This window comes from Pseudomonas beijingensis, assembly GCF_030687295.1.
Classification (GTDB): domain Bacteria; phylum Pseudomonadota; class Gammaproteobacteria; order Pseudomonadales; family Pseudomonadaceae; genus Aquipseudomonas; species Aquipseudomonas beijingensis.
Genome location: NZ_CP117425.1, coordinates 2,591,455 through 2,613,926, shown reverse-complemented (window position 1 = coordinate 2,613,926; position 22,472 = coordinate 2,591,455). Strand labels below are relative to the sequence as shown.

Annotated in this window: 20 protein-coding genes and 6 pseudogenes; 12 read left to right on the top strand and 14 right to left on the bottom strand. The window is 60.8% G+C overall.

The window, feature by feature from the left end:
• The first annotated feature begins 57 nt into the window (after positions 1 to 57).
• Both PSH84_RS11920 and PSH84_RS11915 read left to right on the top strand, forming a co-directional pair.
• A pseudogene (locus PSH84_RS11920) lies at positions 58 to 2,113 on the top strand (S9 family peptidase).
• A gap of 247 nt (positions 2,114 to 2,360) precedes the next feature.
• Positions 2,361 to 2,834 carry a cyclic nucleotide-binding domain-containing protein gene (locus PSH84_RS11915; protein WP_014337065.1) on the top strand — a complete coding sequence of 158 codons (474 nt, stop codon included), beginning with the start codon at positions 2,361 to 2,363 and terminating at the stop codon, positions 2,832 to 2,834.
• Positions 2,835 to 2,975: 141 nt separating this feature from the next.
• On the opposite strand, the gene PSH84_RS11910 is transcribed toward PSH84_RS11915, so the two are convergent.
• The gene (locus PSH84_RS11910) at positions 2,976 to 3,263 is read right to left on the bottom strand and encodes a hypothetical protein (RefSeq protein ID WP_305482984.1); all 288 of its coding nucleotides are present in this window, start codon (positions 3,261 to 3,263) and stop codon (positions 2,976 to 2,978) included.
• A 72-nt stretch (positions 3,264 to 3,335) separates the two neighbouring features.
• Between PSH84_RS11910 and PSH84_RS11905 the strand changes: the two genes are divergently transcribed.
• The 4 genes and pseudogenes from PSH84_RS11905 (at position 3,336) to PSH84_RS11890 (ending at position 5,628) form a co-directional block, all read left to right on the top strand.
• A complete protein-coding gene (locus PSH84_RS11905; protein WP_072409852.1) occupies positions 3,336 to 4,022 on the top strand; it encodes a spermidine synthase in 687 nt (228 codons plus the stop codon).
• A 48-nt stretch (positions 4,023 to 4,070) separates the two neighbouring features.
• Positions 4,071 to 4,445, top strand: a complete 375-nt coding sequence (locus tag PSH84_RS11900; RefSeq protein WP_003184246.1) for a YajD family HNH nuclease — start codon at positions 4,071 to 4,073, stop codon at positions 4,443 to 4,445.
• A 253-nt stretch (positions 4,446 to 4,698) separates the two neighbouring features.
• Positions 4,699 to 5,170, top strand: a pseudogene (locus tag PSH84_RS11895) (RNA methyltransferase).
• A 77-nt stretch (positions 5,171 to 5,247) separates the two neighbouring features.
• The gene (locus tag PSH84_RS11890; protein ID WP_305482982.1) at positions 5,248 to 5,628 is read left to right on the top strand and encodes a YgaP family membrane protein; all 381 of its coding nucleotides are present in this window, start codon (positions 5,248 to 5,250) and stop codon (positions 5,626 to 5,628) included.
• 125 nt (positions 5,629 to 5,753) lie between these two features.
• Here the strand turns inward: PSH84_RS11890 and PSH84_RS11885 are convergent, their stop codons facing one another.
• Positions 5,754 to 6,983 (bottom strand): hypothetical protein, encoded by a 1,230-nt coding sequence (locus tag PSH84_RS11885; RefSeq protein WP_305482980.1) that lies wholly within the window; start codon positions 6,981 to 6,983, stop codon positions 5,754 to 5,756.
• Positions 6,984 to 7,014: 31 nt separating this feature from the next.
• The gene (locus PSH84_RS11880; protein ID WP_305482978.1) at positions 7,015 to 7,464 is read right to left on the bottom strand and encodes a YcgN family cysteine cluster protein; all 450 of its coding nucleotides are present in this window, start codon (positions 7,462 to 7,464) and stop codon (positions 7,015 to 7,017) included.
• A 160-nt stretch (positions 7,465 to 7,624) separates the two neighbouring features.
• Between PSH84_RS11880 and PSH84_RS11875 the strand changes: the two genes are divergently transcribed.
• Positions 7,625 to 8,218 carry a nitroreductase family protein gene (locus PSH84_RS11875; protein ID WP_305482976.1) on the top strand — a complete coding sequence of 198 codons (594 nt, stop codon included), beginning with the start codon at positions 7,625 to 7,627 and terminating at the stop codon, positions 8,216 to 8,218.
• 141 nt (positions 8,219 to 8,359) lie between these two features.
• On the opposite strand, the gene PSH84_RS11870 is transcribed toward PSH84_RS11875, so the two are convergent.
• The 6 genes from PSH84_RS11870 to PSH84_RS11845 form a co-directional block, all read right to left on the bottom strand.
• Positions 8,360 to 9,292: a D-2-hydroxyacid dehydrogenase gene (locus PSH84_RS11870; RefSeq protein ID WP_305470152.1), complete on the bottom strand. Its 933-nt coding sequence runs from the start codon at positions 9,290 to 9,292 to the stop codon at positions 8,360 to 8,362.
• Between the two features lie 124 nt (positions 9,293 to 9,416).
• Complete coding sequence (locus PSH84_RS11865) at positions 9,417 to 9,710, bottom strand: YcgL domain-containing protein (RefSeq protein WP_122566102.1); 294 nt, start codon at positions 9,708 to 9,710, stop codon at positions 9,417 to 9,419.
• Positions 9,707 to 10,840 (bottom strand): ribonuclease D, encoded by a 1,134-nt coding sequence (gene rnd / locus PSH84_RS11860; protein WP_122566101.1) that lies wholly within the window; start codon positions 10,838 to 10,840, stop codon positions 9,707 to 9,709. The genes PSH84_RS11865 and rnd overlap by 4 nt, the downstream gene beginning before the upstream one ends.
• A 121-nt stretch (positions 10,841 to 10,961) precedes the next feature.
• The gene (locus PSH84_RS11855; protein WP_305482973.1) at positions 10,962 to 11,603 is read right to left on the bottom strand and encodes a class I SAM-dependent methyltransferase; all 642 of its coding nucleotides are present in this window, start codon (positions 11,601 to 11,603) and stop codon (positions 10,962 to 10,964) included.
• Between the two features lie 68 nt (positions 11,604 to 11,671).
• Positions 11,672 to 13,321: a phosphoethanolamine transferase gene (locus tag PSH84_RS11850; protein WP_305482972.1), complete on the bottom strand. Its 1,650-nt coding sequence runs from the start codon at positions 13,319 to 13,321 to the stop codon at positions 11,672 to 11,674.
• A gap of 195 nt (positions 13,322 to 13,516) precedes the next feature.
• The gene (locus tag PSH84_RS11845) at positions 13,517 to 14,899 is read right to left on the bottom strand and encodes a glutamine synthetase family protein (RefSeq protein ID WP_305482969.1); all 1,383 of its coding nucleotides are present in this window, start codon (positions 14,897 to 14,899) and stop codon (positions 13,517 to 13,519) included.
• A 521-nt stretch (positions 14,900 to 15,420) separates the two neighbouring features.
• Between PSH84_RS11845 and PSH84_RS11840 the strand changes: the two genes are divergently transcribed.
• Entirely contained in the window at positions 15,421 to 16,362 is a 942-nt protein-coding gene (locus PSH84_RS11840; protein ID WP_305482967.1) for a LysR family transcriptional regulator, read from the top strand.
• Here the strand turns inward: PSH84_RS11840 and PSH84_RS11835 are convergent.
• Together PSH84_RS11835 and PSH84_RS11830 are read right to left on the bottom strand one after the other, a co-directional pair.
• A complete protein-coding gene (locus PSH84_RS11835) occupies positions 16,356 to 16,721 on the bottom strand; it encodes a 5-carboxymethyl-2-hydroxymuconate Delta-isomerase (protein ID WP_122566096.1) in 366 nt (121 codons plus the stop codon). The two genes, PSH84_RS11840 and PSH84_RS11835, sit on opposite strands and share 7 nt — an antisense overlap.
• Positions 16,722 to 16,824: 103 nt before the next feature.
• On the bottom strand, positions 16,825 to 17,748 hold the full coding sequence (locus PSH84_RS11830; RefSeq protein ID WP_122566095.1) for a LysR family transcriptional regulator: 924 nt from the start codon (positions 17,746 to 17,748) through the stop codon (positions 16,825 to 16,827).
• A 344-nt stretch (positions 17,749 to 18,092) separates the two neighbouring features.
• Here PSH84_RS11830 and PSH84_RS11825 point away from each other — a divergent pair, with 344 nt between their 5' ends.
• The 3 genes and pseudogenes from PSH84_RS11825 (at position 18,093) to PSH84_RS11815 (ending at position 19,762) form a co-directional block, all read left to right on the top strand.
• Positions 18,093 to 18,284, top strand: a complete 192-nt coding sequence (locus PSH84_RS11825) for a YegP family protein (protein ID WP_063322516.1) — start codon at positions 18,093 to 18,095, stop codon at positions 18,282 to 18,284.
• Between the two features lie 200 nt (positions 18,285 to 18,484).
• Positions 18,485 to 19,291: an AraC family transcriptional regulator gene (locus PSH84_RS11820; RefSeq protein WP_305482964.1), complete on the top strand. Its 807-nt coding sequence runs from the start codon at positions 18,485 to 18,487 to the stop codon at positions 19,289 to 19,291.
• A gap of 101 nt (positions 19,292 to 19,392) precedes the next feature.
• Positions 19,393 to 19,762, top strand: a pseudogene (locus tag PSH84_RS11815) (cupin domain-containing protein).
• Between the two features lie 11 nt (positions 19,763 to 19,773).
• Here PSH84_RS11815 and PSH84_RS11810 read toward each other — a convergent pair.
• The 3 pseudogenes from PSH84_RS11810 to PSH84_RS28995 form a co-directional block, all read right to left on the bottom strand.
• Positions 19,774 to 19,935: pseudogene (locus PSH84_RS11810) on the bottom strand (phytanoyl-CoA dioxygenase family protein); the annotation flags it as partial.
• 96 nt (positions 19,936 to 20,031) lie between these two features.
• A pseudogene (locus tag PSH84_RS29000) lies at positions 20,032 to 20,625 on the bottom strand (methyl-accepting chemotaxis protein); the annotation flags it as partial.
• A 312-nt stretch (positions 20,626 to 20,937) separates the two neighbouring features.
• Positions 20,938 to 21,585, bottom strand: a pseudogene (locus PSH84_RS28995) (MCP four helix bundle domain-containing protein); the annotation flags it as partial.
• A 577-nt stretch (positions 21,586 to 22,162) separates the two neighbouring features.
• Between PSH84_RS28995 and PSH84_RS11800 the strand changes: the two are divergent.
• On the top strand, positions 22,163 to 22,429 hold the full coding sequence (locus tag PSH84_RS11800; protein ID WP_041475780.1) for a hypothetical protein: 267 nt from the start codon (positions 22,163 to 22,165) through the stop codon (positions 22,427 to 22,429).
• Positions 22,430 to 22,472: the final 43 nt, after the last annotated feature.

The following is a 22,472-nucleotide window of genomic DNA, read 5'->3' as shown; positions in this document are numbered from 1 at the left end:
GTGGTGGCTTCTGTCCAGGCCGCGTGTCCCTTTTTGTACAACGTTCGAGAGCCTTTCATGTCCCTATCTGCCCACGTTTCCAACGCCCCGATTGCCCGCAAGGACGCCGGCGTTGACCCGTACGCCTGGCTGCAGGAGCGCGACACCGACGCCGTGCTCGACTACCTCAAGGCGGAAAACAGCTATCAGGACGCGCAACTCGCCGATCAGGCGGAACTGCGCGAAACCCTGTTCCAGGAAATCAAGGGGCGTATCCTCGAGACCGACCTGTCCCTGCCCTCGCCCTGGGGCCCGTACCTGTATTACACCCGCACCACCGCCGGTGACGAATACCCGCGCCATTACCGTTGCCCGCGCCCGGCCGACGACAGCCTGACCGTGGACGAGAGCCGCGAACAACTGCTGCTGGACCCGAACGCGTTGGCCGGCGGCGGTTTCTTTGCCCTGGGCGCCTTCAGCATCAGCCCCGACCACCAGCGCCTGGCCTACAGCCTGGACACCACGGGCGATGAGATCTACACCCTGTTCGTGAAGGAATTGTCCAACGACAAGGTCAGTGAACTGTCCTTCGACGATTGCGACGGCAGCATGACTTGGGCCAACGACAGCCTGACGCTGTTTTTTGGTGAGCTGGACGAGACCCACCGTCCTCACAAACTCTGGCGCTATCGCCTGGACGGTACGGCCGCCGAGCAAGTGTTCCATGAGCCGGACGGGCGCTTCTTCCTGCATTGCTATCGTTCGAGCTCGGAAAAGCAGTTGATCCTGTCCCTGGGCAGCAAGACCACCAGCGAAGTCTGGGTGCTGGACGCCGCGCAACCGCAACAGCCCTTCACTTGCCTGGCGCCACGCCTGGAAAACCACGAATACGACGTCGACCACGGCCGGCTCGATGGCCAATGGACCTGGTTGATCCGCAGCAACCGCGACGGGATCAACTTCGCCCTGTACCAGGCTGCCGACACCGGCGTGGCGCCGACCGAGGCCGACTGGCAAAACCTGATCCCCCACAGCGACACGGTGATGATCGACGGCCTGAGCCTGAACGCCGGGGCCATGACCCTGAGCCTGCGCGAGGGCGGCCTGCCGATCATCGAGGTGCATCCCCAGGGCTTGCCGGCGTATCGGGTGCAGTTGCCGGACGCGGCCTACAGCCTGCATGTGCAGAACAGCCTGGAATTTTCCAGCGAGCGCATCCGCCTGCGCTACGAAGCCCTGAACCGCCCGGCGCAGATCCGTCAGTTGGACCTGGCTAGCGGCGCGCAGGTCGTGCTCAAGCAAACCCCGGTGCTGGGGCCGTTCGACGCCGATGCCCTACGTCAGCCAGCGGCTCTGGGCGACGGCAGCGGACGGCACCCAGGTGCCCATCAGCCTGGTGGTCAAGCGCGAAGCCCTTGGCCAGCCGGTGCCGCTGTACTTGTACGGATATGGCGCCTATGGCGAAAGCCTCGACCCGTGGTTTTCCCATGCGCGGCTGAGCCTGCTCGACCGTGGTGTGGCGTTTGCCATTGCCCACGTGCGCGGCGGCGGTGAGTTGGGGGAAGCCTGGTATCGCGCCGGCAAACAGGAGCACAAGCACAACACCTTCAGCGACTTCATCGCCTGCGCCGAACATTTGATCGCCAACGGTTTCACCACCGCTGACCAACTGGCGATCAGTGGCGGCAGCGCCGGCGGCCTGCTGATCGGCGCGGTGCTCAATCAACGTCCGGAGCTGTTCAAGGTGGCGATTGCCGAAGTGCCGTTCGTCGATGTGCTCAACACCATGCTCGACCCCGACCTGCCGCTGACCGTCACCGAATACGACGAATGGGGCAATCCAGAGGAGCCGGACGTTTATGATCGGATCCGGGCCTACGCCCCGTACGAAAACGTCCGCGCCCAGGCGTACCCGGCGCTGTTGGTGATCGCCGGGTACAACGACAGCCGCGTGCAGTACTGGGAGGCGGCCAAGTGGGTGGCGAAATTGCGCGCCACCAAGACCGACGACAACCCCCTGCTGCTCAAGACCGAACTGGGCGCCGGCCACGGCGGAATGAGCGGGCGTTACCAGGGATTGCGTGACGTAGCGCTCGAATATGCATTTGTCTTGAAGGTTTTGGGGGTGGTCTGAGGAACTCCATCGGATCGCTGGGTCTTAGCTCCATGCGCAAGGCTCTGAGACAACTAAAATCCAATGTGGGAGCGAGCCTTTGTGGGAGCAAGGCTTGCCCGCGATACAGGCGACTCAGTTCTGTCTGTCAGATCAAGCTGATGCCATCGCGGGCAAGCCTTGCTCCCACAAGAGTCTGTCCCAAAGATCTGCTTACACCCGGGCCAACCTGAACCCGTAACAAACACAAGAAAAAGACCGTGACGACATGTCAGAACCGACCTTACTGAACAAAGAAATCCGCGACTGGCTGATGGACTGCGGTCTGTTCGACCAGTTGCTGCCCGTCGACTTCGCCGCGGCGTCGGGCTATTTCAGCATCAGCGCCATCGCCGAGGGCGAAGCGATTTTCCGCGAGGGCGATGCCGGCAGCTTCATGTGCATCATCCACACCGGCCAGGTGGCCGTGCAGAAAACCGGCCCCGACGGCCAACCCGTGACCATCGCTACCCTGCGCAGCGGTCGGGCCTTCGGCGAAATGGCCGTGCTCGACGGCGAACGGCGCTCGGCCAGTTGCATCGCCGCCAGTGATTGCCAGTTGCTGAACCTGGGCAAGGACTCCCTGGAAAAAATGCTCAACGACGCCCCCAAGATCGCCGCCAAGATCATCCGCGCCCTCGCCGTCTCCCTGTCCAAGCGCCTGCGCATGGCGGATGGGCAGTTGTTGTCGCAGCAGGTCTGACAGCAACCATTAAACCCACAGGAGCCCCTGTGGGAGCGAGCTTGCTCGCGATGGCGGAGGGTCAGTCGGTATCAATATTGACTGACACACAGCCATCGCGAGCAAGCTCGCTCCCACAGGTTATTGCGTCGTGTCGAGGATTTACCCCCCCGGCGACTTGGCCTTCACCGGCTTCGGCTCCATGCCCGGTATCGGCTGGTCCTTGGGCGGCTTGGGCATTTCAATGGGCGGCAGCAAGGGCGGTCCACCGCTTCCCGGGCCAGCCTTGGGCACACCGTTGGGTGTGACCGGCGGATACGGCATCGGGGTATCAGTGCCCGGCGACCCTGGGATGCTGGGCGGGTTGACCGGAATCGTCGGTTGTTGAGCCTGGGCGCAACTTATTGAGAGCGCCGCCAGGGCAATGGCCGTTAGAATGATGCACTTCATCAATGGCTCCGTGGCTATTGTCTGCTTTAAGGCTAGTCGTTACCGCGCGGTTTGCCCTCCTATGAGATTTCCATGAAACGTTTCGTTCTGCTCGACACCACGCCCATCCCTGATAACGGCGGTGCCCTGTGCCTGTTCGAGTACGGCGAAGACTTCGTCATCAAGATCCAGGGCGGTGACGGCGGGCAGTTGATGAACACCCGCATGCACGGGTCCGAAGACGCCCTGGCGGAGATTCCTTGCCGCAAGGTCGCCGGTCGTCCTGGCTCACGCGTGCTGATCGGCGGCCTCGGCATGGGCTTCACCCTCGCTTCGGCCCTCAAGCACCTGGGCAAGACCGCCGAAGTGGTGGTGGCTGAGCTGGTGCCCGGCGTGGTGGAGTGGAACCGTGGCCCCTTGGGTGAAAAAGCCGGGCGGCCGCTGGCGGACCCGCGCACGGTGATCCGCCTGGAAGACGTGGCCAAGGTGCTGCAAGCCGAACCCCAGGGGTTCGACGCGATCATGCTCGATGTCGACAACGGCCCGGAAGGCCTGACCCAGAAAGCCAACAGTTGGCTGTACTCGGCCGGAGGCCTGGCCGCCTGCGCCAAGGCCCTGCGGCCCAAGGGCGTGCTGGCGGTATGGTCGGCCAGCGCCGACCGGCAGTTTTCCGACAAACTGAAGAAAGCCGGCTTCAAGGCCGAAGAGGTGCAAGTGTTCGCCCATGGCAACAAAGGCACCCGCCACACCATCTGGATTGCCGAGAAACTCAAGGGCTGAGCTAAACTGTGCCCAACCGTCATCTGTCTTTTTTACAAAGGTGAACCCATGAGTTCGTCAACGCCACCGTCCAACACCGCCAAGCTGGACCGTATCCTCGCCGATGCCCAGCGCGATCGGGAGATGGGCTACCGCGACAAAGCCCTGAAAATGTACCCCCATGTCTGTGGCCGCTGCGCCCGTGAGTTTTCCGGCAAGCGCTTGAGCGAACTGACCGTTCACCACCGCGACCACAACCACGACAACAACCCCCAGGACGGTTCCAACTGGGAACTGTTGTGCCTGTACTGCCACGACAACGAACACTCGCGCTACACCGACCAGCAATACTTTGGCGACGGCTCCCTGAGCACCCCGAAAATCGCCAAGGCGACCCACAACCCCTTTGCCGCTTTGGCTGGGTTGATGAAGAAAGACGAGTAATCCAGCCATAGTGACGAGCCCTGCTTTGTGGGAGCAAGGCTTGCCCGCGATGAAGCCGATGCGGTCTTTCAGAAACCGAGGCGCCTATTTCGCGAGCAAGCTTTGCTCCCACAGGGTTTCGTGTATGCCGAAAATCCAATGTGGGAGCGAGCTTGCTCGCGATGGCGATCAAACAAACACCACACATCTCGAACCTGACCACCCTCCCCCATTCCCCGTATAATCGCGCCTTTTCCCCAAAGGCACCCCGCCCGTGGCCAACAAACGCTATAGCTGCATCGGTCTGTTCAACCCCAAGTCACCGGAAAATGTCGGTTCGGTCATGCGTGCCGCCGGTTGCTACGGCGTGGCGTCGGTGTTCTACACCGGCAAGCGCTATGAGCGCGCCGCCGACTTCGTCACCGACACCAAGAAAGTCCATTACGACATCCCTCTGATCGGCATCGACGACCTGAAGAAAATCCTGCCCCCTGGGCTGTGTGCCAGTGGCCGTGGAGCTGGTGGAAGGCGCACGTCCGCTGCCCGAATACACCCACCCGGACCGGGCGCTGTACATCTTCGGCCCGGAGGACGGTTCGCTGGACAAGGACATCCGCGACTGGTGCGAGGACGTGGTGTACATCCCCACCACCGGCTGCATGAACCTGGCCGCCACGGTCAACGTCGTGCTGTATGACCGCATGGCCAAAGGCAACAACACCCGCTCAGGGCCGCAATTCCGCTGATCGGTGCAATATTCGATTGAACGAGGCAATCGCTCAGGCAGTCAGTTTTATACCAATCCCCACACTGGAGACAGATCATGAGCGATAACAATCCGTTCGAGCCGATTGAGAGCACCCCTTTCCAATCCCATCCGCCACAAAACGTGCACGGCTGGGAACGCGTTGGCTCACTGGCCGGCGGTGTGCTGATGATGATGGGCAAGGGCTTGCGTCGTGGCGGGGTGATCGGCCTGGCTCAACTGGCGATCGGCGGCCTGGCCCTGGCGCGGGGGATCACCGGACATTGCTCGGCCAAGAGCCTGCTGGAAAAGAATCGCCAGAATCTGCACAGCGCCCGCACCCGGATCGAGCAGGCCGGTGAGGAGCTGAGTCGCCTGAAGGCCAATGCCGAGGCGGCGACGAGCACGGCTACGGTGACGGGGAATGATTCGTTGGATTCGCCCAAAGTTGGGCTCTGATTTTTTGCGGTGGGGCTGATGGCCTCATCGCGAGCAAGCTCGCTCCCACACTGGGTCTTTGGTGCACACACTATTTGTGTACGACATCGATCAATGTGGGAGCGAGCTTGCTCGCGATGGCGGGTTCACTGAAGTAACCGGCTATCCAGCACAGTAGAGGCCCCACCCAGAACGCTCTCACTGAGCTGCACAAACTCCTGGGTATCGACAGTTTCCAAGCGCATCGCCCCCTGCAACACATCATCCAGCGAACGCTTGTTGCGGGTCTTCAGGCGAATCTCGCGGTCCAGTTCCTGCAACAGCAACACCGCCTTGGCCACCGCCGCCGGGCTGATCTGCTCGCCGCGCAAGGTGGTGACACCCTTGCTCTCGCGGGCGAGTCGTTCGTTCAAGGTCTGGTAGCGCTCATCACTCAGGCCGCCGGCGCGGCGGAGCAGTTCGATGGCGTAGTACTCGGTCAGCCCCTCACTGATCCAGTCGCTACGGTCCTGATCATTGACCCGGGCCAGCGCCTGCACCAACTCCCGCAACAACGGGCTGCTGCCCCGCTCGCTGACCAGCGGCGGTCGGCTGTGCAGGTAAATCGAGTCGTGGCCGGCCTGAGCGCCACGCCACAGCGGATCGCCAGCGCCGACAATCAGCAGCTTGCCCGGATAGCGCGGTACCAGCGCTTGCACCTGCGGCCAGACGAACGTCAGCAGCGTCAGCACATCCATCCGGCGCATGCCCTGGCCCTGGGGCGAGGCCACCGTCACCTCGGTTTCGCCCAGGCGTGTGCGGCGGCTGCCGAGTTTGCCGGCGAGCATCCAGCCAGTGGGACGGTCGAACAACCGCGAGGGATTGTCGATGCGAAAACGTTGCTTGCCGATGCGCGGCCAGGGAGTCTCGATGCTTTTCCAGCCGTCGGGCAATTCCACCTCAAGACGGGCCACCAGTTCGACGCCATCCTGCTGGTCGAGCTTGGCCGACGGCACCAGATCGTCGCCACGCAGCAACGCCCACGTCGGGGTCATGCGGGTTTCGAAGGTGGCGTTCTTGCGGACATGGCTGATGCGCACACGGTAGCTCAGGCTGGCCTTGTCGGCGGCCGGACGCCAGACGCCACGCGCCTCCTTGCCGGGGGTGAGCTGCCACTGACCGTCGGCTTTGAAATCGCTGTAGCGGCTGCCGTCGCCGAGGTCGAAATCCAGGCTGCGCACCGCAGAACCCCGGGCCAGGGTCAGGCGCACCTCGGCCTGATCGCTCTGTGGCAATAAATGTACGTGATAATCCAGGTCGACTTTCTGCGCCGCCCACAACGGCCCGCACACCGCCAGCAGCCCGGCCGCCAGCATCCGTTTCAATCCTGCAGCCATGGGTTCTCCCTGGTGGTGCGCCGCCGGTGGTTCAGCCAGCGCGGAAAATCAGATGATCTTCCCAATCGTCTTCCGGCACGCTGCCTTCGGCCAGCATGCGCCCGGACTGGGAAATGCGTTCGTGGTGCACGGCATCGCGATCGCCGCAGACCAAGTGGTGCCACAACGGCAAGTCCTTGCCCTCGCTGACCAGCCGATAACCGCAGGTCGGCGGCAGCCATTTGAATTCATCGGCCTTGCCCGGCGTGAGCTGGATGCAATCGGGCACGAAATCACGGCGGTTGGGGTAGTCGGTGCACTGGCAGGTTTTCAGGTCCAGCAGTTTGCAGGCGATACGTGTGTAGTAGACGCTGTTGTCGTCTTCGTCTTCGAGCTTTTGCAGGCAGCACAGGCCACCGCCGTCGCACAGCGATTCCCACTCATGCGGATCGAGCTGATCGAGGGTTTTGCGTATCCAGAACGGTTCGACTTTGGCGGCCATGGCTCGAGCATCAACATCAGGTGGTGAAAAGGCCGACAGTCTAGTGCCGGGACCTCGTCAGGCCAAGCATTGGCGACTGTCGGTAGGCAGGGGCTTGTCAGGCCGGGCGGCGGGACGTAGGTTTCTGCATTGTCTTTCCAAACTCGAGCCAGGTAAGCCCATGAGCGCCAATTCCCGCATTGCCGATTACGCGATTCACCCTCAGTTCATCGAACGCTGGTCGCCCCGTGCGTTTACCGGCGAAAGCATTGCCGAAGAAACCTTGCTGAGCTTCTTCGAAGCCGCGCGCTGGGCCCCTTCGGCCTACAACTCACAACCATGGCGCTTCCTGTACGCACGGCGCGACACGCCGAATTGGGAGCGCTTCCTGGGTTTGCTCAACGAGTTCAACCGCGGCTGGGCCCAACACGCTTCGGCGTTGGTGATCATCGTCTCGAAAACCACCTTCGCGGTGCCCGGTGCCACCGAGGAAACCCCGGCGCAGTCCCACACCTTCGACACCGGCGCGGCCTGGGGCCACCTGGCACTGCAAGCCAGCCTCAGCGGCTGGCATACCCATGGCATGGCCGGTTTCGACCAGGAACTGACCCGCAAGGAACTGAAGATCCCGGAAGGCTACGCCCTGCACGCCGCCGTGGCGATTGGCAAGCTGGGAGACAAATCGACCCTGGCCGAGTACCTCCAGGCCCGCGAAGTCCCAAGCCCGCGCCGGCCATTGAGCGAACTGGTGGCGGAAGGCGACTTCAGCCTGTAACCCCATTTTGTGACCGCTGAAGACTCCCCTGTGGGAGCGAGCTTGCTCGCGATGGCGTCAGATCAGCCACTTTGATGTCGACTGACCCACCGCTATCGCGAGCAAGCTCGCTCCCACACTGGATCATGCTGAATCCGGGGGTCAGTAACCCCGGCTGAAATCCACTTCCCCGCGCAGTGCTTCGCCCGCCTGGTAGGCCCGCAGGTTTTCCAGGAACAATTGCACCATCATCGGTGGCGAGGTCGGTGCCGAGCTGTGGCCGGTCAGCAGCAAGCCCCAGGCGGTCCAGAACGGATGGCGCTGTGGCAATGGCTCCTGGCGGCAGACGTCGATCACCGCACCGGCCAGGTGCCCGTCCTTCAGGGCTTGCACCAGGTCCGCATCCACCACCGCCACGCCGCGGCCGACGTTGATGAACAACCCGCTCGGCTTGAATTGCTTGAACAGCGCCGCGTCGTAGATGTCATGGGTATCCGGCGTATTGGGCAGCAAATTGATCACGTAATCCATTTCGCCCACCAGACGGGGCAAGTCCTTCAACGCCCCGACTTCGATAAACGGTGCCAACGCCCTGGCTTCGCTGGCGATGCCATACAGCTGCACACCGAACGGCATCAGGAACTGCGCCACACGCTGACCGATGTCCCCCGTCCCGACGATCAACACCTTGCGCCCAGCCAGGCCTTGGCCCTGGCGGTTGTCCCACTTGCGCTCGACCTGGCTGACCAACCGTGCCAGCACCTCGCGCTCATGGCCGAGCATGTAGGTGAGCACGTACTCAGCCATCACCTGGCCAAAAATGCCCACCGCACGGGTCAGGCGGTAATCGCGGCTCAAGCCATCGGCCAGCAGCGGCGTGATGCCCGCCCAGGTCGATTGCAGCCAACGGGGCTGGTGGCCTTGACGCAACAGGGTGGCCAGCAGATCAGGCTGGCCGAGCCAGACCGGACAATCGGTGGCCAGCCGCGACAGTTCGGCGGAATCGCCGCTGGTCAGGACTTCAATATCGGGTGCAGCCTGACGCAGAAGCTGGGCGTACACCGCGTGATCGTGTTCGGCAATCAGAACGCGCATGAATCAAACCTTTCAAAAACAGTGCAGACGACCGCCGGCAGAGTGTCGCTCCATCCCTGCGATCGTCGTCAATAAATCATTCCAGTGTTACAAAAGGCACCCAGGACAGGTGCCCCCATTACCGTCAGACCGGGTCGTTGCGGCGCAGCAACTCTTCGGGCAAATGCTCGATGTACTCGTCTTCGGCCGGCGGCATCTGCAAGTGATAACCCTGGGTGTCGAGGTTTTCCAGCACTTTGTTGATGTCTTCCCGGGACAGCTCCCGCTCGGGGCTCAGCACCAGGTCGAAGGCATGGATCGCCTTGCCAAAGGCGGTCATCAAGGGCTCGGGCACACGCTTCAAGGCATCGCTCTTGAGCACATAAAGGTACATCTCGTTTTTCTTCGAGCTGCGGTAGATGGAGCAGATACGTTTCAAGGCTGTTCTCCGGCAGTGGCCAGGCTGTCGAGCAGCGCCTGGCCCATCAATTCGCGGCGCCAGCCACGCAACGAATCGGGCAATTGGTAAGGCCCCTCGGGGAAGCCGCTCTTGATCAGCGCTTCGAGGGTTTTCTTGCGCAGCATCAGCTCCGGGGCGATCTCCAGGCGCTCGGCTTCAGCCTGCCCCAGCGCCCGCAGGCGCTTGACCAGGGCCGCAGCCTCGATGGGCAATGGCTCGGCCACGGCCGGCGGCCATTGCTCGGGCGCAATGCTGGCGGCGCGCTGGATCAGGTCCAGCAGAAACTGGCCGTCCTGGCGCACGGTACGCGGGTGCATGTCTTCAATCTTCGCCAGTGCGCCGAGATTATCCGGCTGGGTGCGGGCCAGGGGCCACAGCGAGTGCTCGCGGATGATGCGGTTGCGCGGCAGGTCACGGGCCCGCGCCTCGCGTTCGCGCCAGGCGCACAACTCGCGCAGCACGGCCAATTGGGCGCGGGACAGTTTCCAGGCCAGCTTGGCCTCGCGGTAAACCTCGTACGGGTCGACTTCGCGACGCAGGTTGGCCACCAGTTCGGCGCCATCCTCCAGGACCCAGCGGTATTTTTCGTCGGAAAGCTTCGGGCGCAGTTCTACGAAAACTTCCGCCAGATGCACGGCATCTTCTGCCGCGTAGCTGATCTGCGTCTCGGACAGAGGTCGTTGCAACCAATCGGAACGGGTCTCGCCCTTGGGCAGCTCGATGCCCAGCACTTCCTGCACCAGCCGCGAATAGCCCATGGAGAAACCCAGGTTCAGGTAGGCAGCGGCCAATTGGGTATCGAACAGCGGCGCGGGCAGGCTACCGGTCAGGCGCAGCAGCACTTCAAGGTCTTCGCTGCAGGCGTGCAACACCTTGAGCACTGCCGGGTTTTCCAGCAGGGCGGCCAAGGGTTGCCAATTGTCGATGGTCAAGGGGTCGATCAGGTAGGCACGCTTGCCGTCGCCGATCTGCAATAAACCGGCAATGGGATAAAAAGTGTCGACCCGCATGAATTCGGTGTCGAGGGCGACGAATGGCAGCTGTTGCCACTCGGCGCAAAACTGACCGAGGCTATCGTTGTCGCGAATCCAGTGAATATCGATGGCCACACGGCTCTCCCTTGAAGAATGGCGCGCAGTATATATCGCCGCTGGCGATTGCGAGCATCCATAGAGCAGCCCCTTAAGAGAAATCGCCTGCGAAAAAGCAAGAATAGTCCTACATCAAGACTTAACCGGTCTTACGCAACACATAAACACGCGTCAGCGCAAAACCGGGCAGGAAATCCTGATACCACAGCACGCTGAAACCGGCCTGGCAGAACTCGGCTTCTACACCGGCCTTGTCGGCCAGGCTCCGTTGCGGCGCCTGGCCGATCTTGAGGCGTCCTTCGATTTGCACCGAAACGATCACCGTGTCGCGACTGACCCGATGAAACTCGCGCAATAGCGCCAGGCGATGCTCGCTGGCACTGACGTGGCGAAACAGTTGCAAACAGAAAATACAATCCACCGCGTTGGCCGGCAGCCCGATGGTGAACGCCGAACTCGGAAAGGTCTTGACCCGCTGGAGCAACGCGCCGCCATGGTGGGTGAGCGCGTGTTCGAGCATGTCCGGCGACGGGTCCGTCGCCAGGATCACCCGGTTGGCATGCTCGGCCAATACCGGCCAGAACCGCCCCGCCCCACAGGCCACATCCAGCACCAGCCCCGGCTCACCCGCCATCTTCAGAGCGTTGCGCACCATGTGCTCGTCGCGCCAGAACGCCAGGCGCAAGCGGCGCGGTGCCAGCCGATGGCAGACCTGCGCATGTTCCTGGTCATGCTGCCGGGCGAACTCAAGTTCGACGGTGGATGGGGGTAACCCGGACATACAAACGACTCTTGGAATAGATTGGATGACAGGTTAACCAACCTTGCGTGAAAAAAAGGTCCAGGCGCTCACTCCCGCGCCAGGACACCGTCAATCACCGCACCGCGACAGTTGGCGAACAGGTCCAGGTCGCGGTTGTAGACCTGGCTGTTGACTTCCAGCAGCCCGAGCATCGAGTGGAACAGGTTGTCCTGGCTCAAGGGTTTTTCCCGGCTCAGTTGCAAGCAATGGGTGTCGACCGAAAAGGATTTCTGATAGCTGTCGGAAAACCAGGCCAGCATCGCCACGTGTTTCTGTTGCTCCGGGGCGAGCATGTAGGGCGTGCCATGGAGAAACAGGTTGTATTCACCCAGGGACTCGCCATGGTCCGACAGGTACAGCATGGCCGTGTCGACCTTGTCCTGGTTGGCCCGCAGCAGATCGATCAAGGTCGACAGCACGTGATCGGTGTACACCAGCGTGTTGTCGTAGCCATTGACGATGCTCTCGCGGCTGCAATTGTTCAGCGCGTTGCTTTCGCACACCGGGGTGAAATGCTCGTACTCCTTGGGGTAGCGCTTGAAGTACTCCGGCCCGTGACTGCCCATCTGGTGCAGCACCAGCACCGTGTCCTTATCAAGCGTGTCGATGAAATGCTGCAGGCCCTGGAGCAGGATCTCGTCGCGGCACTCACTGTTGGCGCACAGGGCCGGGTCCTTGAGATTGCTGACATCCTGCAGCGTGACCCGGTCGCAGGTGCCCTTGCAGCCGGACTGGTTGTCCCGCCAGATCACCTCCAGCCCAGCGCGCTTGAGTACATCCAGCAAGCCCTCTTCATTCTTGGCGACGCTGGCGTCGTAGTTCTTGCGCCCCATGTTGGAAAACATGCAAGGCACCGACACGGCGGTTTCGGTGCCGCAGGAATGCACGTCGGTGAAGGCGATCAGGCCGGCCTCTTTGTCCAGTGTCGGCGTGGTGTCGCGGTTATAACCGAGGATGCCGAAGTTCTCGGCCCGGGCACTTTCGCCCACCACCAGGACGGTCAGGGATTTGCGGCCGTGGGTTTGCCAGGCCGGGTTGCGGCTCGCGTCTTCGCCCAAGGTGATGAACGGCTGCTTGGCCGATGCGACCTGCTCACGCAAGTACCCGAGCGAAGCACCGATGTAGTTGCTCGGCACGACCATCAAGCGCAATTCGTGGTGGTTACGAAACAATGAAGACAGGCCTTGGTAGTTGGCCAGGGCGACCAGGCCGATCACCGCGGCCGAGGCCACGCCGACCAGCAACTTACTTAATAATTCCTTGGGCCAACTACGGTAGTTGATCGGAGTCTTTAACAACAACCAGCACGGCAAGACACCCAATAAGCCGATATAGACAAACAACTTCAGTGACAACAGATCACGGACTTCCGTGGCATTGGTTTCAGCGAAGTTGCGCAACATGCCGGCATCGATCAGTACGCCATATTGGGCCATGAAATACGCCACGCCAGCACTGATCAGGAACAGCAACATCAGCACGGGCTTGAGCAGCGGACGGAAGGCCACGAGCGTCAACACCAGGTTGAACGCGCAGAAGATCATCAGCCCAAACGCCACGCACATCAGCAGGCCCCGGGCGTCAGCCGTGGTGATCGCCAGCAAGTGTTGCCAGAGCACGATATTGAAGCCCACTAACAAAAAGGCACTGGCGGCCAGCGTCACCCACTCGGGGCGCACGGCTTTAATAGTCAGCATGATGGTTGACGGTTTCCTGAAGTTGCTCTTTTAAAAAGAATTTGCCGCAGGAAATGTGAAAAATTCATTTCCTACGGCAACACAAACTTTAGGTAGCGCACCATCAATTTTTCGTGAAAAAGTTGCTATTAAATAATTATTTAAGCAGCAAGCCATAAGCGGCAAGCCTGATCTGCTTGAAGCTTGAAGCTGCCCTCAAGCCTGATTCAGATACCAACGCCAATCCTGCTCCCCGACTTCCCCCATGAACTGACGGTACTCGGCGCGCTTGACCGCCAGATAGACACCGAGGAATTCATCACCAAACGCTTCTCGCGCCCAAGTCGAAGCCTCGAGGGCGCGCAGCGTGGTGAGCCAGTCGGTGGGCAGCAATTCGGTCGCCTGGGCGTAGCCGTTGCCTTCGACAGGTTTACCGGGATCACACTGTTCACGTAGACCGCGATGAATGCCGGCCAATATCGCCGCCGCTGCCAGATAAGGGTTGGCATCGGCGCCACAGATACGATGCTCGATGTGCCGTGAGAACGCCGGGCCGCCCGGCACCCTCAGGCTCACGGTGCGATTGTCCACGCCCCAAGTGGCGGCCAGAGGTGCGTAGCTGTTGCTTTGGAAACGTCGGTAGGAATTGGCGTTCGGACAAAACATCAACAACGAGTCGAGCAAGGTGTCGAGCATCCCGCCCACGGCATGGCGCAGCAGCGGCGTGCCGTCAGCGGCTTCGCTGGCAAACAGGTTGTGGCCGTCACGGTCCGCCAGGCTGACATGCAGGTGCATGCCCGAGCCCGCCAAGTGCTCGAACGGCTTGGCCATGAAACACGCCTGCATGCCGTGCTTGTGGGCCACGCCCTTGACCAGCCGTTTGTAGCGCACCGCTTCATCCATGGCTTGCAAGGCATCGCTGCGGTGTTCGAGGGTGATCTCCACTTGCCCCGGAGCGTATTCGGAAATCGCGGTCCGGGCCGGAATGCCTTGCAGCTTGCACGCGGCGTACAGGTCGGCCAGGAACGGCTCGATCTGCTCCAGCTCACGCAAACCATAGACCTGGGTGGCCCGCGGTCGACCACCGTCAGCGTCCCGCGCCGGCTGCGGCCGACCTTGGCTGTCGCGTTGGGCGTCCAGCAGATAAAACTCCAGCTCCGCCGCCATCACCGGGTAATAACCGTCGGCCTGCAAGCGCTCGATCACCTGGCTGAGCAGATGACGCGGATCGGCGATGGTCGCCGGCAGGCCTTCCTGGGGATGCATGCTGACCTGCACTGCGGCCGTAGGCATCAACCGCCACGGCATGCGCTGCAGGCTGCCGCTGATGGGATAGGCGCGGCAATCGATGTCACCGACGTCCCACACCAACCCGGAGTTTTCCACATCATCGCCATTAAGGGTCAGCCCGAGAATCGTACTGGGCAACGGCCGGCCACTTTCGTAGACCGCCAACAGCTCGTCCCGATGCAACAACTTGCCCCGGGGCACGCCGTTGTTATCCAGGATAAACAGCTCGAACAGCTCGATATCGGGGTTCTGCGCAAGAAACGCCTGGGCGTGTTGCACGGGGGCGAAAGAAAGCTTGGAAAGGCTCATGAGAAGGCTCGTATTTCCATGTCGGACGGGCGACAAGTCGCCGTCGTTCTGTGCTCGCCATTGAGCGAGCACCGTGAATGATCAACAGGCAATACGAGTATCTGGAGGACGCGCATGACGGCAATGCCAGAGCGCCCAAAAGGCCAGTTCGGAGGGCAGCGCGCTGAGGGCTGGGGCCATGGCAGGCAGGAACCTGCCGACCGGATCGACGGCGGCGGATGAAGGGTAGTGGAATGCCAGGGGCCAACCGTCCATGAGCGCATCACAGGAAACACATTGAGCAAGCGTCCCATGCCACCTTGGGCGGTTAAACCTGGATTTGATGGAGCTTGGATTGCCGCTAACTAAACATAAGCAAACGCATCAGTCGATGATCAACACGTCGTGTTCCCTACACTATCTGTCCCGTTCCCGACCATGAAAACGCCTGCCTGGCATTCTCTTGGTACCATCGTTCCGTTAGGATCATCAGCCTGGTTTGCGCAAGATCCGCGCAAGGAGCACAGCGAGAGACAGAACGGATGCTGAACAGTAACGCCCTCAGAAAGCTCGACATGCAGGACCTCATGGTGTTTAGCGCCGTGTACGAGCAAAGCAGTGTCACCGGCGTGTCCGAGGCATTGTGCGTCAGCCAGTCAACCGTCAGTTATTGCCTCAAGAAACTGCGAACCTATTTCGAGGACGAGTTGTTTATCAACACCCGCACCGGCATGCGCCCCACTTGTAAGGCCGAGGGCATGTACGATCATGTGCGCGGCATTTTGCAGAGCATCAACCTGTGCCATGCCGGTCCGCCAACCTTTGATCCGACACGGCAAGCCATTACCTTCAATATTGGCGCACCGGAATATTTCGAACACCTGATCCTGCCGCAGCTGCTGCATGGCTTCGATTACGCCAAGCTGCCGGTGGTGGTGAACGTGCACAAGCTTGAAGCCGACAATCCCGCAGAGGAGTTGCGCGACGGCAGCCTGGACCTGGCGATCTGCTTCGGCCCGAACGTGCACCGCAACCATGCCGAATTCAAATTCCGGCAGTTGTTGGAGGAGGACCTGGTTTGCGTCGTGGACAAACGGGCGACGCCACTTGAACCACAGCTGAGCCTTCAATCTTTCGTACAGCGCCGACACGTGTTTCCGACGCCCTGGGCGTCAGCGACCAACAGGGTGGATGGTTGGCTGTCGCAGCAGGCGCATCAACGGCAAATCGCCGCGCGCGCCAACAGCTACAGTGCCGCACTGAAGATGATCACTGGCACCGACTTTATCCTGACCCTGCCCCGCCGCATCCAGAAGCTGCTGGCCAACGAGGCGATTTTCAATCACCACGAAGCGCCCAAGGGCCTACCGGGGTTTACCTTGAACATGCAGTGGAGCCCGGCCTTCGATCAGGACAGTGCCAACGCCTGGCTACGCGAACAGATCATCAAAGCCTGCGCCCACGTAGCACCTGATCGTCATTGACCGATCAAGGCCTTGGCATAAGGCTCTCGGTCGATGTCGAGAATCTCCACGCACAGCTGCACGCTGACCTCGGCCGGCCATGGCCCCAGGTCCTGGATCACCGCCAGCAGGCTAGCGGACAGTTGTTTCTTGATTTCCACCGAGCGGCCGCTGAGCAAGGCCAGCTTCACGTGCACGAAACCCCGTTCGCCTATCCCTGTACCCACTCGAAAAGTCTCGAGCTTCACGGCCCGGCTCTTGACGTCCAACTCGGCGCCGAATTGACCGGAGAGCACCAGTGCATTGTTCAGGCGCATCAGTGCGACCTCGGCATTCAGCTGGGGCAGGTTGGCGGTGTATTCCATGTGCAGGTGAGGCATGTGTTCGACTCCGATTCGAAAAGATGACGAGGGGGTTTCAGCCGGCACAACCTTACCTCGACTTGATTCGTTCAGGCAGGTTTTGTTTCGGTGCGGGCCGGGGTCAGGACTGTTCCAGCGGCACGCGTTCGCCCATGAACGCCTCCAGCCGCGACCGCAACCAGCGCTCGGCCGGGTCACTGTCGACATGGCTCAGCCAGACCATGGACAAATCCAGGGTCGGGGTCTTGAAGGGAAAAGGTTCGTTGAACAGGTGCCCCGAAGCGGCCATGGCAGCAGCGGTATAGTCCGGCAGGCTGGCGATCAGGTCGGTGCCGGCCAGCAACGCCGGCAATGCGCTGTATTGCGGCACCGACAGCACGACCTGGCGCGTGCGTCCGATCTCGGCCAGCCATTCGTCAGCGAACCCGGCAACGTTCGCGGTATGGGAGACCAGCACATGAGGCCGCGAGCAGTACTCGTCCAGGGTCAGCGGCGTGTCCGACGCATCGGCGCGCAACACGCGAGGCTGGATGTGGCGCAACAGCTTGCGCTTGGCGTTGGCCGGCAAGCCGCGCGTCTGGCTGATACCCACAGTGATATCGCCCGATGCCAGCAAATCGGGAATGCGCCAGTAATCGACATGCTGGACCACGAACACGATTTGCGGCGCCTCTTGCCGCAAGCTGCTCAACAGCGGCGGCAACAAGCCGAACTCGACGTCGTCCGACAGGCCGATGCGAAACGTCATGGTGCTGTTGGCGGGATCGAAATCGTGGGTCAGGCTCAAAGCCACCGACAGCGAATCGAGCGCCGGCGAGAGATGCCGGATGATTTCCTCGGCCCGGGCCGTCGGCTCCATGCGGTGGCCGACGCGAATGAACAGCGGGTCATTGAACATTTTGCGCAAACGATTGAGGGCCGAGCTGATGGTCGGCTGGCCCAGGAACAGTTTTTCCGCCACTCGCGTCACGTTGCGCTCAAGCATCAGCGTTTCGAAAACCACCATGAGGTTGATGTCGGCCTTGCGCAATTCGTTGCGGTTCATCCACTGCCCCCCGATTCCTTGATGGGATGCAGTGTAGAAACGCCGGGGGTTGTGCGTCTATGCGCGAAAAGGCGAAGCGCCTGTGTAATACCGTCAAAGAACTTGGAAGAGGCACCCTCGCCACAGTGAAAAGCCTATTTCAGGGATTGAACAGAAATGCCGACCTCATGTTCGCGACATGACTTTTTTCCTGAAAGGGTCGAATACCCGATCCGGGCCATGCCCAGCAATATTTGATAACCAATGGAAACGAATTTCCCATAGCCAAAACCACCCACTTCGCTAGGCTTGCAGCCACATGTTCAATGCATGTCTTGAGTGAATGAATCGCAGGGAGCGAACCGATGTATTTTGAGATCTATCGACAGACCCGAGGCACCCCGAGCACCGGAAAAGGCCAGTGGCGCTGGCGCTTGAGGGCCGGCAACCACGAAACGATCGCCAGTGGCGAATCCTATGTGAACAAGAGTGACTGCCTTCACGTTATCCGGCTGATCAAGAATGTCCAGGGTGAAACGCCGGTAAAAGAGATCTGAACTGTGGCGAGGGAGCTTGCTCCCGCTGGGCTGCGAAGCGGCCCTATGATTTTGCGGTCGCTGCGCAACCGAGCGGGAGCAAGCTCCCTCGCCACAGGTTTATTCGCCTCAAGTAAACAGTGCTGCAGCCTGAGTTTTTTTGCTGTGACGAAGGTCACCCGGCAGGTAGGGTATACGGAAAAAAGCAGGAGGCCGGTGCAATGACTCGATCCATCCACAACCGCGACTGGCTGGTGCGAGCGCCTGAATCGAGGAAAATGGAACGCATCGAGGCCTATTTCAGCGGGCATGGCTACACCACCCATCGCCATGACACCTACGCCATCGGCATCACACTTTCGGGTGTGCAGAGCTTCAACTATCGCCACACTAAACGCCACAGCCAACCCGGCGGCACCATTGTCCTGCATCCGGACGAGGTGCACGATGGTGAAGCCGGGACGAGCGAGGGGTTTCGCTACCGGATGTTCTACATAGAACCGTCGGTGATCCAGCACGTGTTGGGGGGCAAGACATTGCCCTTCATCGAAGGAGGATTGTCCAGCGATCCTCGCCTCAACATCGCGACCCGTCGATTATTGAACAGCCTGGATCATCCCCTCGACCCGTTGGAAGAAGAAGACGCCATCTACGATGTAGCCCAGGCACTGGACACCGCGGCGGGCAACAGGCGTGGACGGCGGCTGATCGACTACCCGGCGGCAGAGCGTGCCCGTCTGTTCATCCACGATGCCCTCGACCAGACGATCACCCTGGACGATCTGGTGCAGGCCAGCGGCAGGGATCGATGGAGCCTGTCCCGGGATTTCCGGGCGCTGTACGGCACCAGCCCCTATCGCTACATCACCCAGCGTCGCTTGAATGAAGCCCGGCGCCTGGCCTTCCACGGCACGCCATTGAGCGAAGTGGCCCTGGCCTGTGGTTTTTTCGATCAGAGCCACATGACCCGGCTGCATACCCAGGCCTTCGGTATTTCACCGGCACGCTGGCTGAACATGCTGCGCTAAGACAGCGACTGCGCGCCGCAAAAAGCTGCACGATCATCCAATACGCACGCAGGCTCGAACCATAAAGTAGGACGCACCACCCCACCAAGGAGCATGCCTCGATGACCCGTTACGCCCCCATCAACTTCGCTCAGAAATACACCCTGTTCCAAGAACAGTGGGCACCGAAAGTCGTGGCCGAAATGAACGATTACCAATTCAAGATCGCCCGGCTCGAAGGCGACTTCGTCTGGCACGCCCACGCCGATACGGATGAAACCTTCATCGTGCTGGAGGGCGAGCTGCGTATCGACTTTCGCGACGGCGCAGTGACAATTGGCCCGGGCGAGATGTTCGTGGTCAAAAAAGGGCGTCGAGCATAAGCCCAGCGCCGCAGAGGAAGTGAAATTGCTGCTGATCGAGCCACGCGGCGTCCTCAATACCGGCGAAGAAACCAATGAGCGAACGGCGGTCAACGATGTGTGGATCTGACTGAGCCAGGCTCAATCGTATTCAGCGTCCTGATGGCCCCCCAGCAACCGCCGTTGACGAGGTGTCGCGGCGGCCAGGACCTCAGGATTGAACTGCCAGTGCAGATAAGGTGAGAACTTCTGCGCGACCATCCGCCGACCGTAGTGCACCTGGAGCAGGTACCGCGTGCGGTCGATGATCTGCCCGGCATTCAACACACCGGGCAGCAGGACAAAGCCCTGCTATGCAGGGCTCGCAGGTGGTCGTCAGTAGACGCAACACCACCGGTTTCAGGTGCGGAAGCGACCGACCAGCCCTGCCAGGTTTTGCGACAGCGTGGAAAGCTGTCGGCTGGCGTGCATGCTCTGGGCGGAATTGGCGGCTGCTTCGTTGGACAAGTCGCGGATGTCGGAGATGTTGCGGGCAATTTCTTCGGTGACGCTGCTCTGCTCCTCGCAAGCGCTGGCGATCTGTGCGGCCATGTCGTTGATCCGCTGGATCGAACCGCCAGTACCGCTGAGCACCTGATCGACACCCGCCGCACGTTCGACGCTGTCCCGGGCCTTGCTGCTGCCCACATGCATGGCTTGCACAGCCTTGGCGACACCGCTCTGCAACCGCTCGATGCGAACCTGAATGTCCTTGGTCGAATCCTGGGTGCGGGCCGCGAGCGCCCTGACTTCATCGGCCACCACGGCAAAACCACGGCCCTGCTCACCGGCCCTCGCGGCTTCGATGGCGGCGTTCAGCGCAAGCAGGTTGGTTTGTTCGGCGATACCACGAATCACCTCGAGCACGGCACCGATACTGGAAGTTTCCTGGGCCAATGCCTCGATCGTGCCCGAAGCGCTCTCCACTTCCTGGGCCAACTGGCGGATCGATTCGATGGTACTGCTGACCACCTCGGCGCCGTCACGAGACTGGCTGCTCGCCTGTTGCGCGGCACCCGAGGCGTTCGCCGCGTTATGTGCAACTTCATGCACCGCCGCGCTCATCTGAGTGGCGGCGGTACTGACCTGATCGAGCGCCGCATGCTCGCTGCTGATCAACCGGTCATTCGTCGTGGCCATGTCGGCCATGGCGCGCGCCGCGGAGTCGACCTCCCCGGTCACCCGTCCAACCTCGGCGATCAAAGGCTGCAGCTTGTCGAGAAAACGATTGAAGGCACTGCCGAGCTGGCCCAACTCGTCGGCCGAGCGTACCTCGAGACGCCCTTTCAGATCGCCCCCTCCCTCGGCAATCTGCTCGACGCGGTGCAGCAGTCGACGCATAGGACTCAGCACCACGAGCGGCAGAACAACAAGCACCAGGATACAACCGAGCAGCCCAACCAGCAGAATCGCGCCCTGTTGCACGCCGACTGCCTCGCCGTTTTCAATCGCCGCATCGCCTTCGCGATGTGACGCCGCGTCTTCCAGCTCACCCAGCTTGTCGATGGAGTCGCGCATGGTTTCGAACAGACGCTCACTGTCACCAAAGCTCAAGGCGCTGGCGCCCTGCGGATCGCCTACAGACTGTTCGAGGACCCGCCGCGAAACCTGCATCCATTTCCCAAAGCTGTCATTGAATTGGCTGACCAACGCCTGCGCCTCGGCACCAGGCTGCATCGCGGCATATTGCTGCACGCGGTCATACGCCTGCTTCGCATTCTCGCCATGGCTGGCGCCCAACGCTTGAATATGCTCATCCGCATGACCGTCAAGCAGGCTGCGCTCGGCGACGAAAGCCTGATAAAGATCGCGATCGGCATTGAGCAACAGGCTGATGGCCGGCAGATAACGTTTGGTCAACTGCGTGCTCGATTCAGTCACCTGACCGATGCCGCGCATGCCCGTCCATCCCATCAGCACCAGCAGCACAGCCAGGAATGTAATCGGGAGAGTGATTTTCCAACGAAAGCCCAGATCGGCAAAAAACCGTGGCATGGGGTGTCACTCCTTTCATGGGGGATTGACTGACCTATCGGCAGCCATGTCTTGAGCTATAGACCATTAGTCTAATTGTTACAAAGCTTTGGGTCTGGCAGACACCGGGGTTATGCAGGTCGCGGAGGGGGTTGGGCGGGATAAAAAAGGCGGGGGAGGCAATAGCTGCGGGGAATTTTCTGACATTTCCCGCCCACATAATTTAGAGAATTTTCTGACTCATCATCTGATTGATGATTTCTCCAGAAGGGCTCTATAGTCCAAGTGCCGTTCGTAAGAGCGGCTTGGGTTTGGCGACCCATGACAAATATGCAGGAACCTCTCACGGATTGCGGAACGCTACCGTGCGCAATATGCTGCTTTTCGGTAGCTGTGCGTGGGAGATCTTCGGATCTGCCGGTTTTTCTATTTGTCCGGTTCGCCAACCCGCGTACAGCTACCACCTTATTCGTTTGGCGACGACTAAGAAGGTCCTCAATCAAATGGAATTTAAAAAATGAATAGATACATGGCTCTTACCAGCAATGCCGACGATCAACCTCTCTTCGTCGATACCTCCGCACCTTTGCACATCCTGCTCGACACGGCGGGCTATAGAATCCGCGCGGTCACCCAGCTTTTAGAGAACCTCGCCATGCGAGGGGACATTCCAAGTGATTCAGTGGTCCTTCAGGACTTTGCACAACTATGCTGCATCTCCTTGAGGGATGGCTGCGACGTACTCGACGTCATAGCCCGGCGGTTGGATGCAGAACCGGCGTAGCTCAAAGGGCCTCTCTCACGGGGCCCATTTCGTCGAAACGGCA

Excerpts from the sequence above, each read along its gene's own strand:
- PSH84_RS11845 (WP_305482969.1), bottom strand. The coding sequence starts at position 14,899 with ATGAGCCTTTCCAAGCTTTCTTTCGCCCCCGTGCAACACGCCCAGGCG.
- PSH84_RS11915 (WP_014337065.1), top strand. The coding sequence starts at position 2,361 with ATGTCAGAACCGACCTTACTGAACAAAGAAATCCGCGACTGGCTGATG.
- PSH84_RS11830 (WP_122566095.1), bottom strand. The coding sequence starts at position 17,748 with ATGAACCGCAACGAATTGCGCAAGGCCGACATCAACCTCATGGTGGTT.
- PSH84_RS11910 (WP_305482984.1), bottom strand. The coding sequence starts at position 3,263 with ATGAAGTGCATCATTCTAACGGCCATTGCCCTGGCGGCGCTCTCAATA.
- PSH84_RS11905 (WP_072409852.1), top strand. The coding sequence starts at position 3,336 with ATGAAACGTTTCGTTCTGCTCGACACCACGCCCATCCCTGATAACGGC.
- PSH84_RS11825 (WP_063322516.1), top strand. The coding sequence starts at position 18,093 with ATGTATTTTGAGATCTATCGACAGACCCGAGGCACCCCGAGCACCGGA.
- PSH84_RS11885 (WP_305482980.1), bottom strand. The coding sequence starts at position 6,983 with ATGGCTGCAGGATTGAAACGGATGCTGGCGGCCGGGCTGCTGGCGGTG.
- PSH84_RS11835 (WP_122566096.1), bottom strand. The coding sequence starts at position 16,721 with ATGCCTCACCTGCACATGGAATACACCGCCAACCTGCCCCAGCTGAAT.
- PSH84_RS11855 (WP_305482973.1), bottom strand. The coding sequence starts at position 11,603 with ATGTCCGGGTTACCCCCATCCACCGTCGAACTTGAGTTCGCCCGGCAG.
- PSH84_RS11800 (WP_041475780.1), top strand. The coding sequence starts at position 22,163 with ATGAATAGATACATGGCTCTTACCAGCAATGCCGACGATCAACCTCTC.
- PSH84_RS11880 (WP_305482978.1), bottom strand. The coding sequence starts at position 7,464 with ATGGCCGCCAAAGTCGAACCGTTCTGGATACGCAAAACCCTCGATCAG.
- PSH84_RS11820 (WP_305482964.1), top strand. The coding sequence starts at position 18,485 with ATGACTCGATCCATCCACAACCGCGACTGGCTGGTGCGAGCGCCTGAA.
- PSH84_RS11900 (WP_003184246.1), top strand. The coding sequence starts at position 4,071 with ATGAGTTCGTCAACGCCACCGTCCAACACCGCCAAGCTGGACCGTATC.
- PSH84_RS11870 (WP_305470152.1), bottom strand. The coding sequence starts at position 9,292 with ATGCGCGTTCTGATTGCCGAACACGATCACGCGGTGTACGCCCAGCTT.
- PSH84_RS11875 (WP_305482976.1), top strand. The coding sequence starts at position 7,625 with ATGAGCGCCAATTCCCGCATTGCCGATTACGCGATTCACCCTCAGTTC.
- PSH84_RS11840 (WP_305482967.1), top strand. The coding sequence starts at position 15,421 with ATGCTGAACAGTAACGCCCTCAGAAAGCTCGACATGCAGGACCTCATG.
- PSH84_RS11890 (WP_305482982.1), top strand. The coding sequence starts at position 5,248 with ATGAGCGATAACAATCCGTTCGAGCCGATTGAGAGCACCCCTTTCCAA.
- PSH84_RS11850 (WP_305482972.1), bottom strand. The coding sequence starts at position 13,321 with ATGCTGACTATTAAAGCCGTGCGCCCCGAGTGGGTGACGCTGGCCGCC.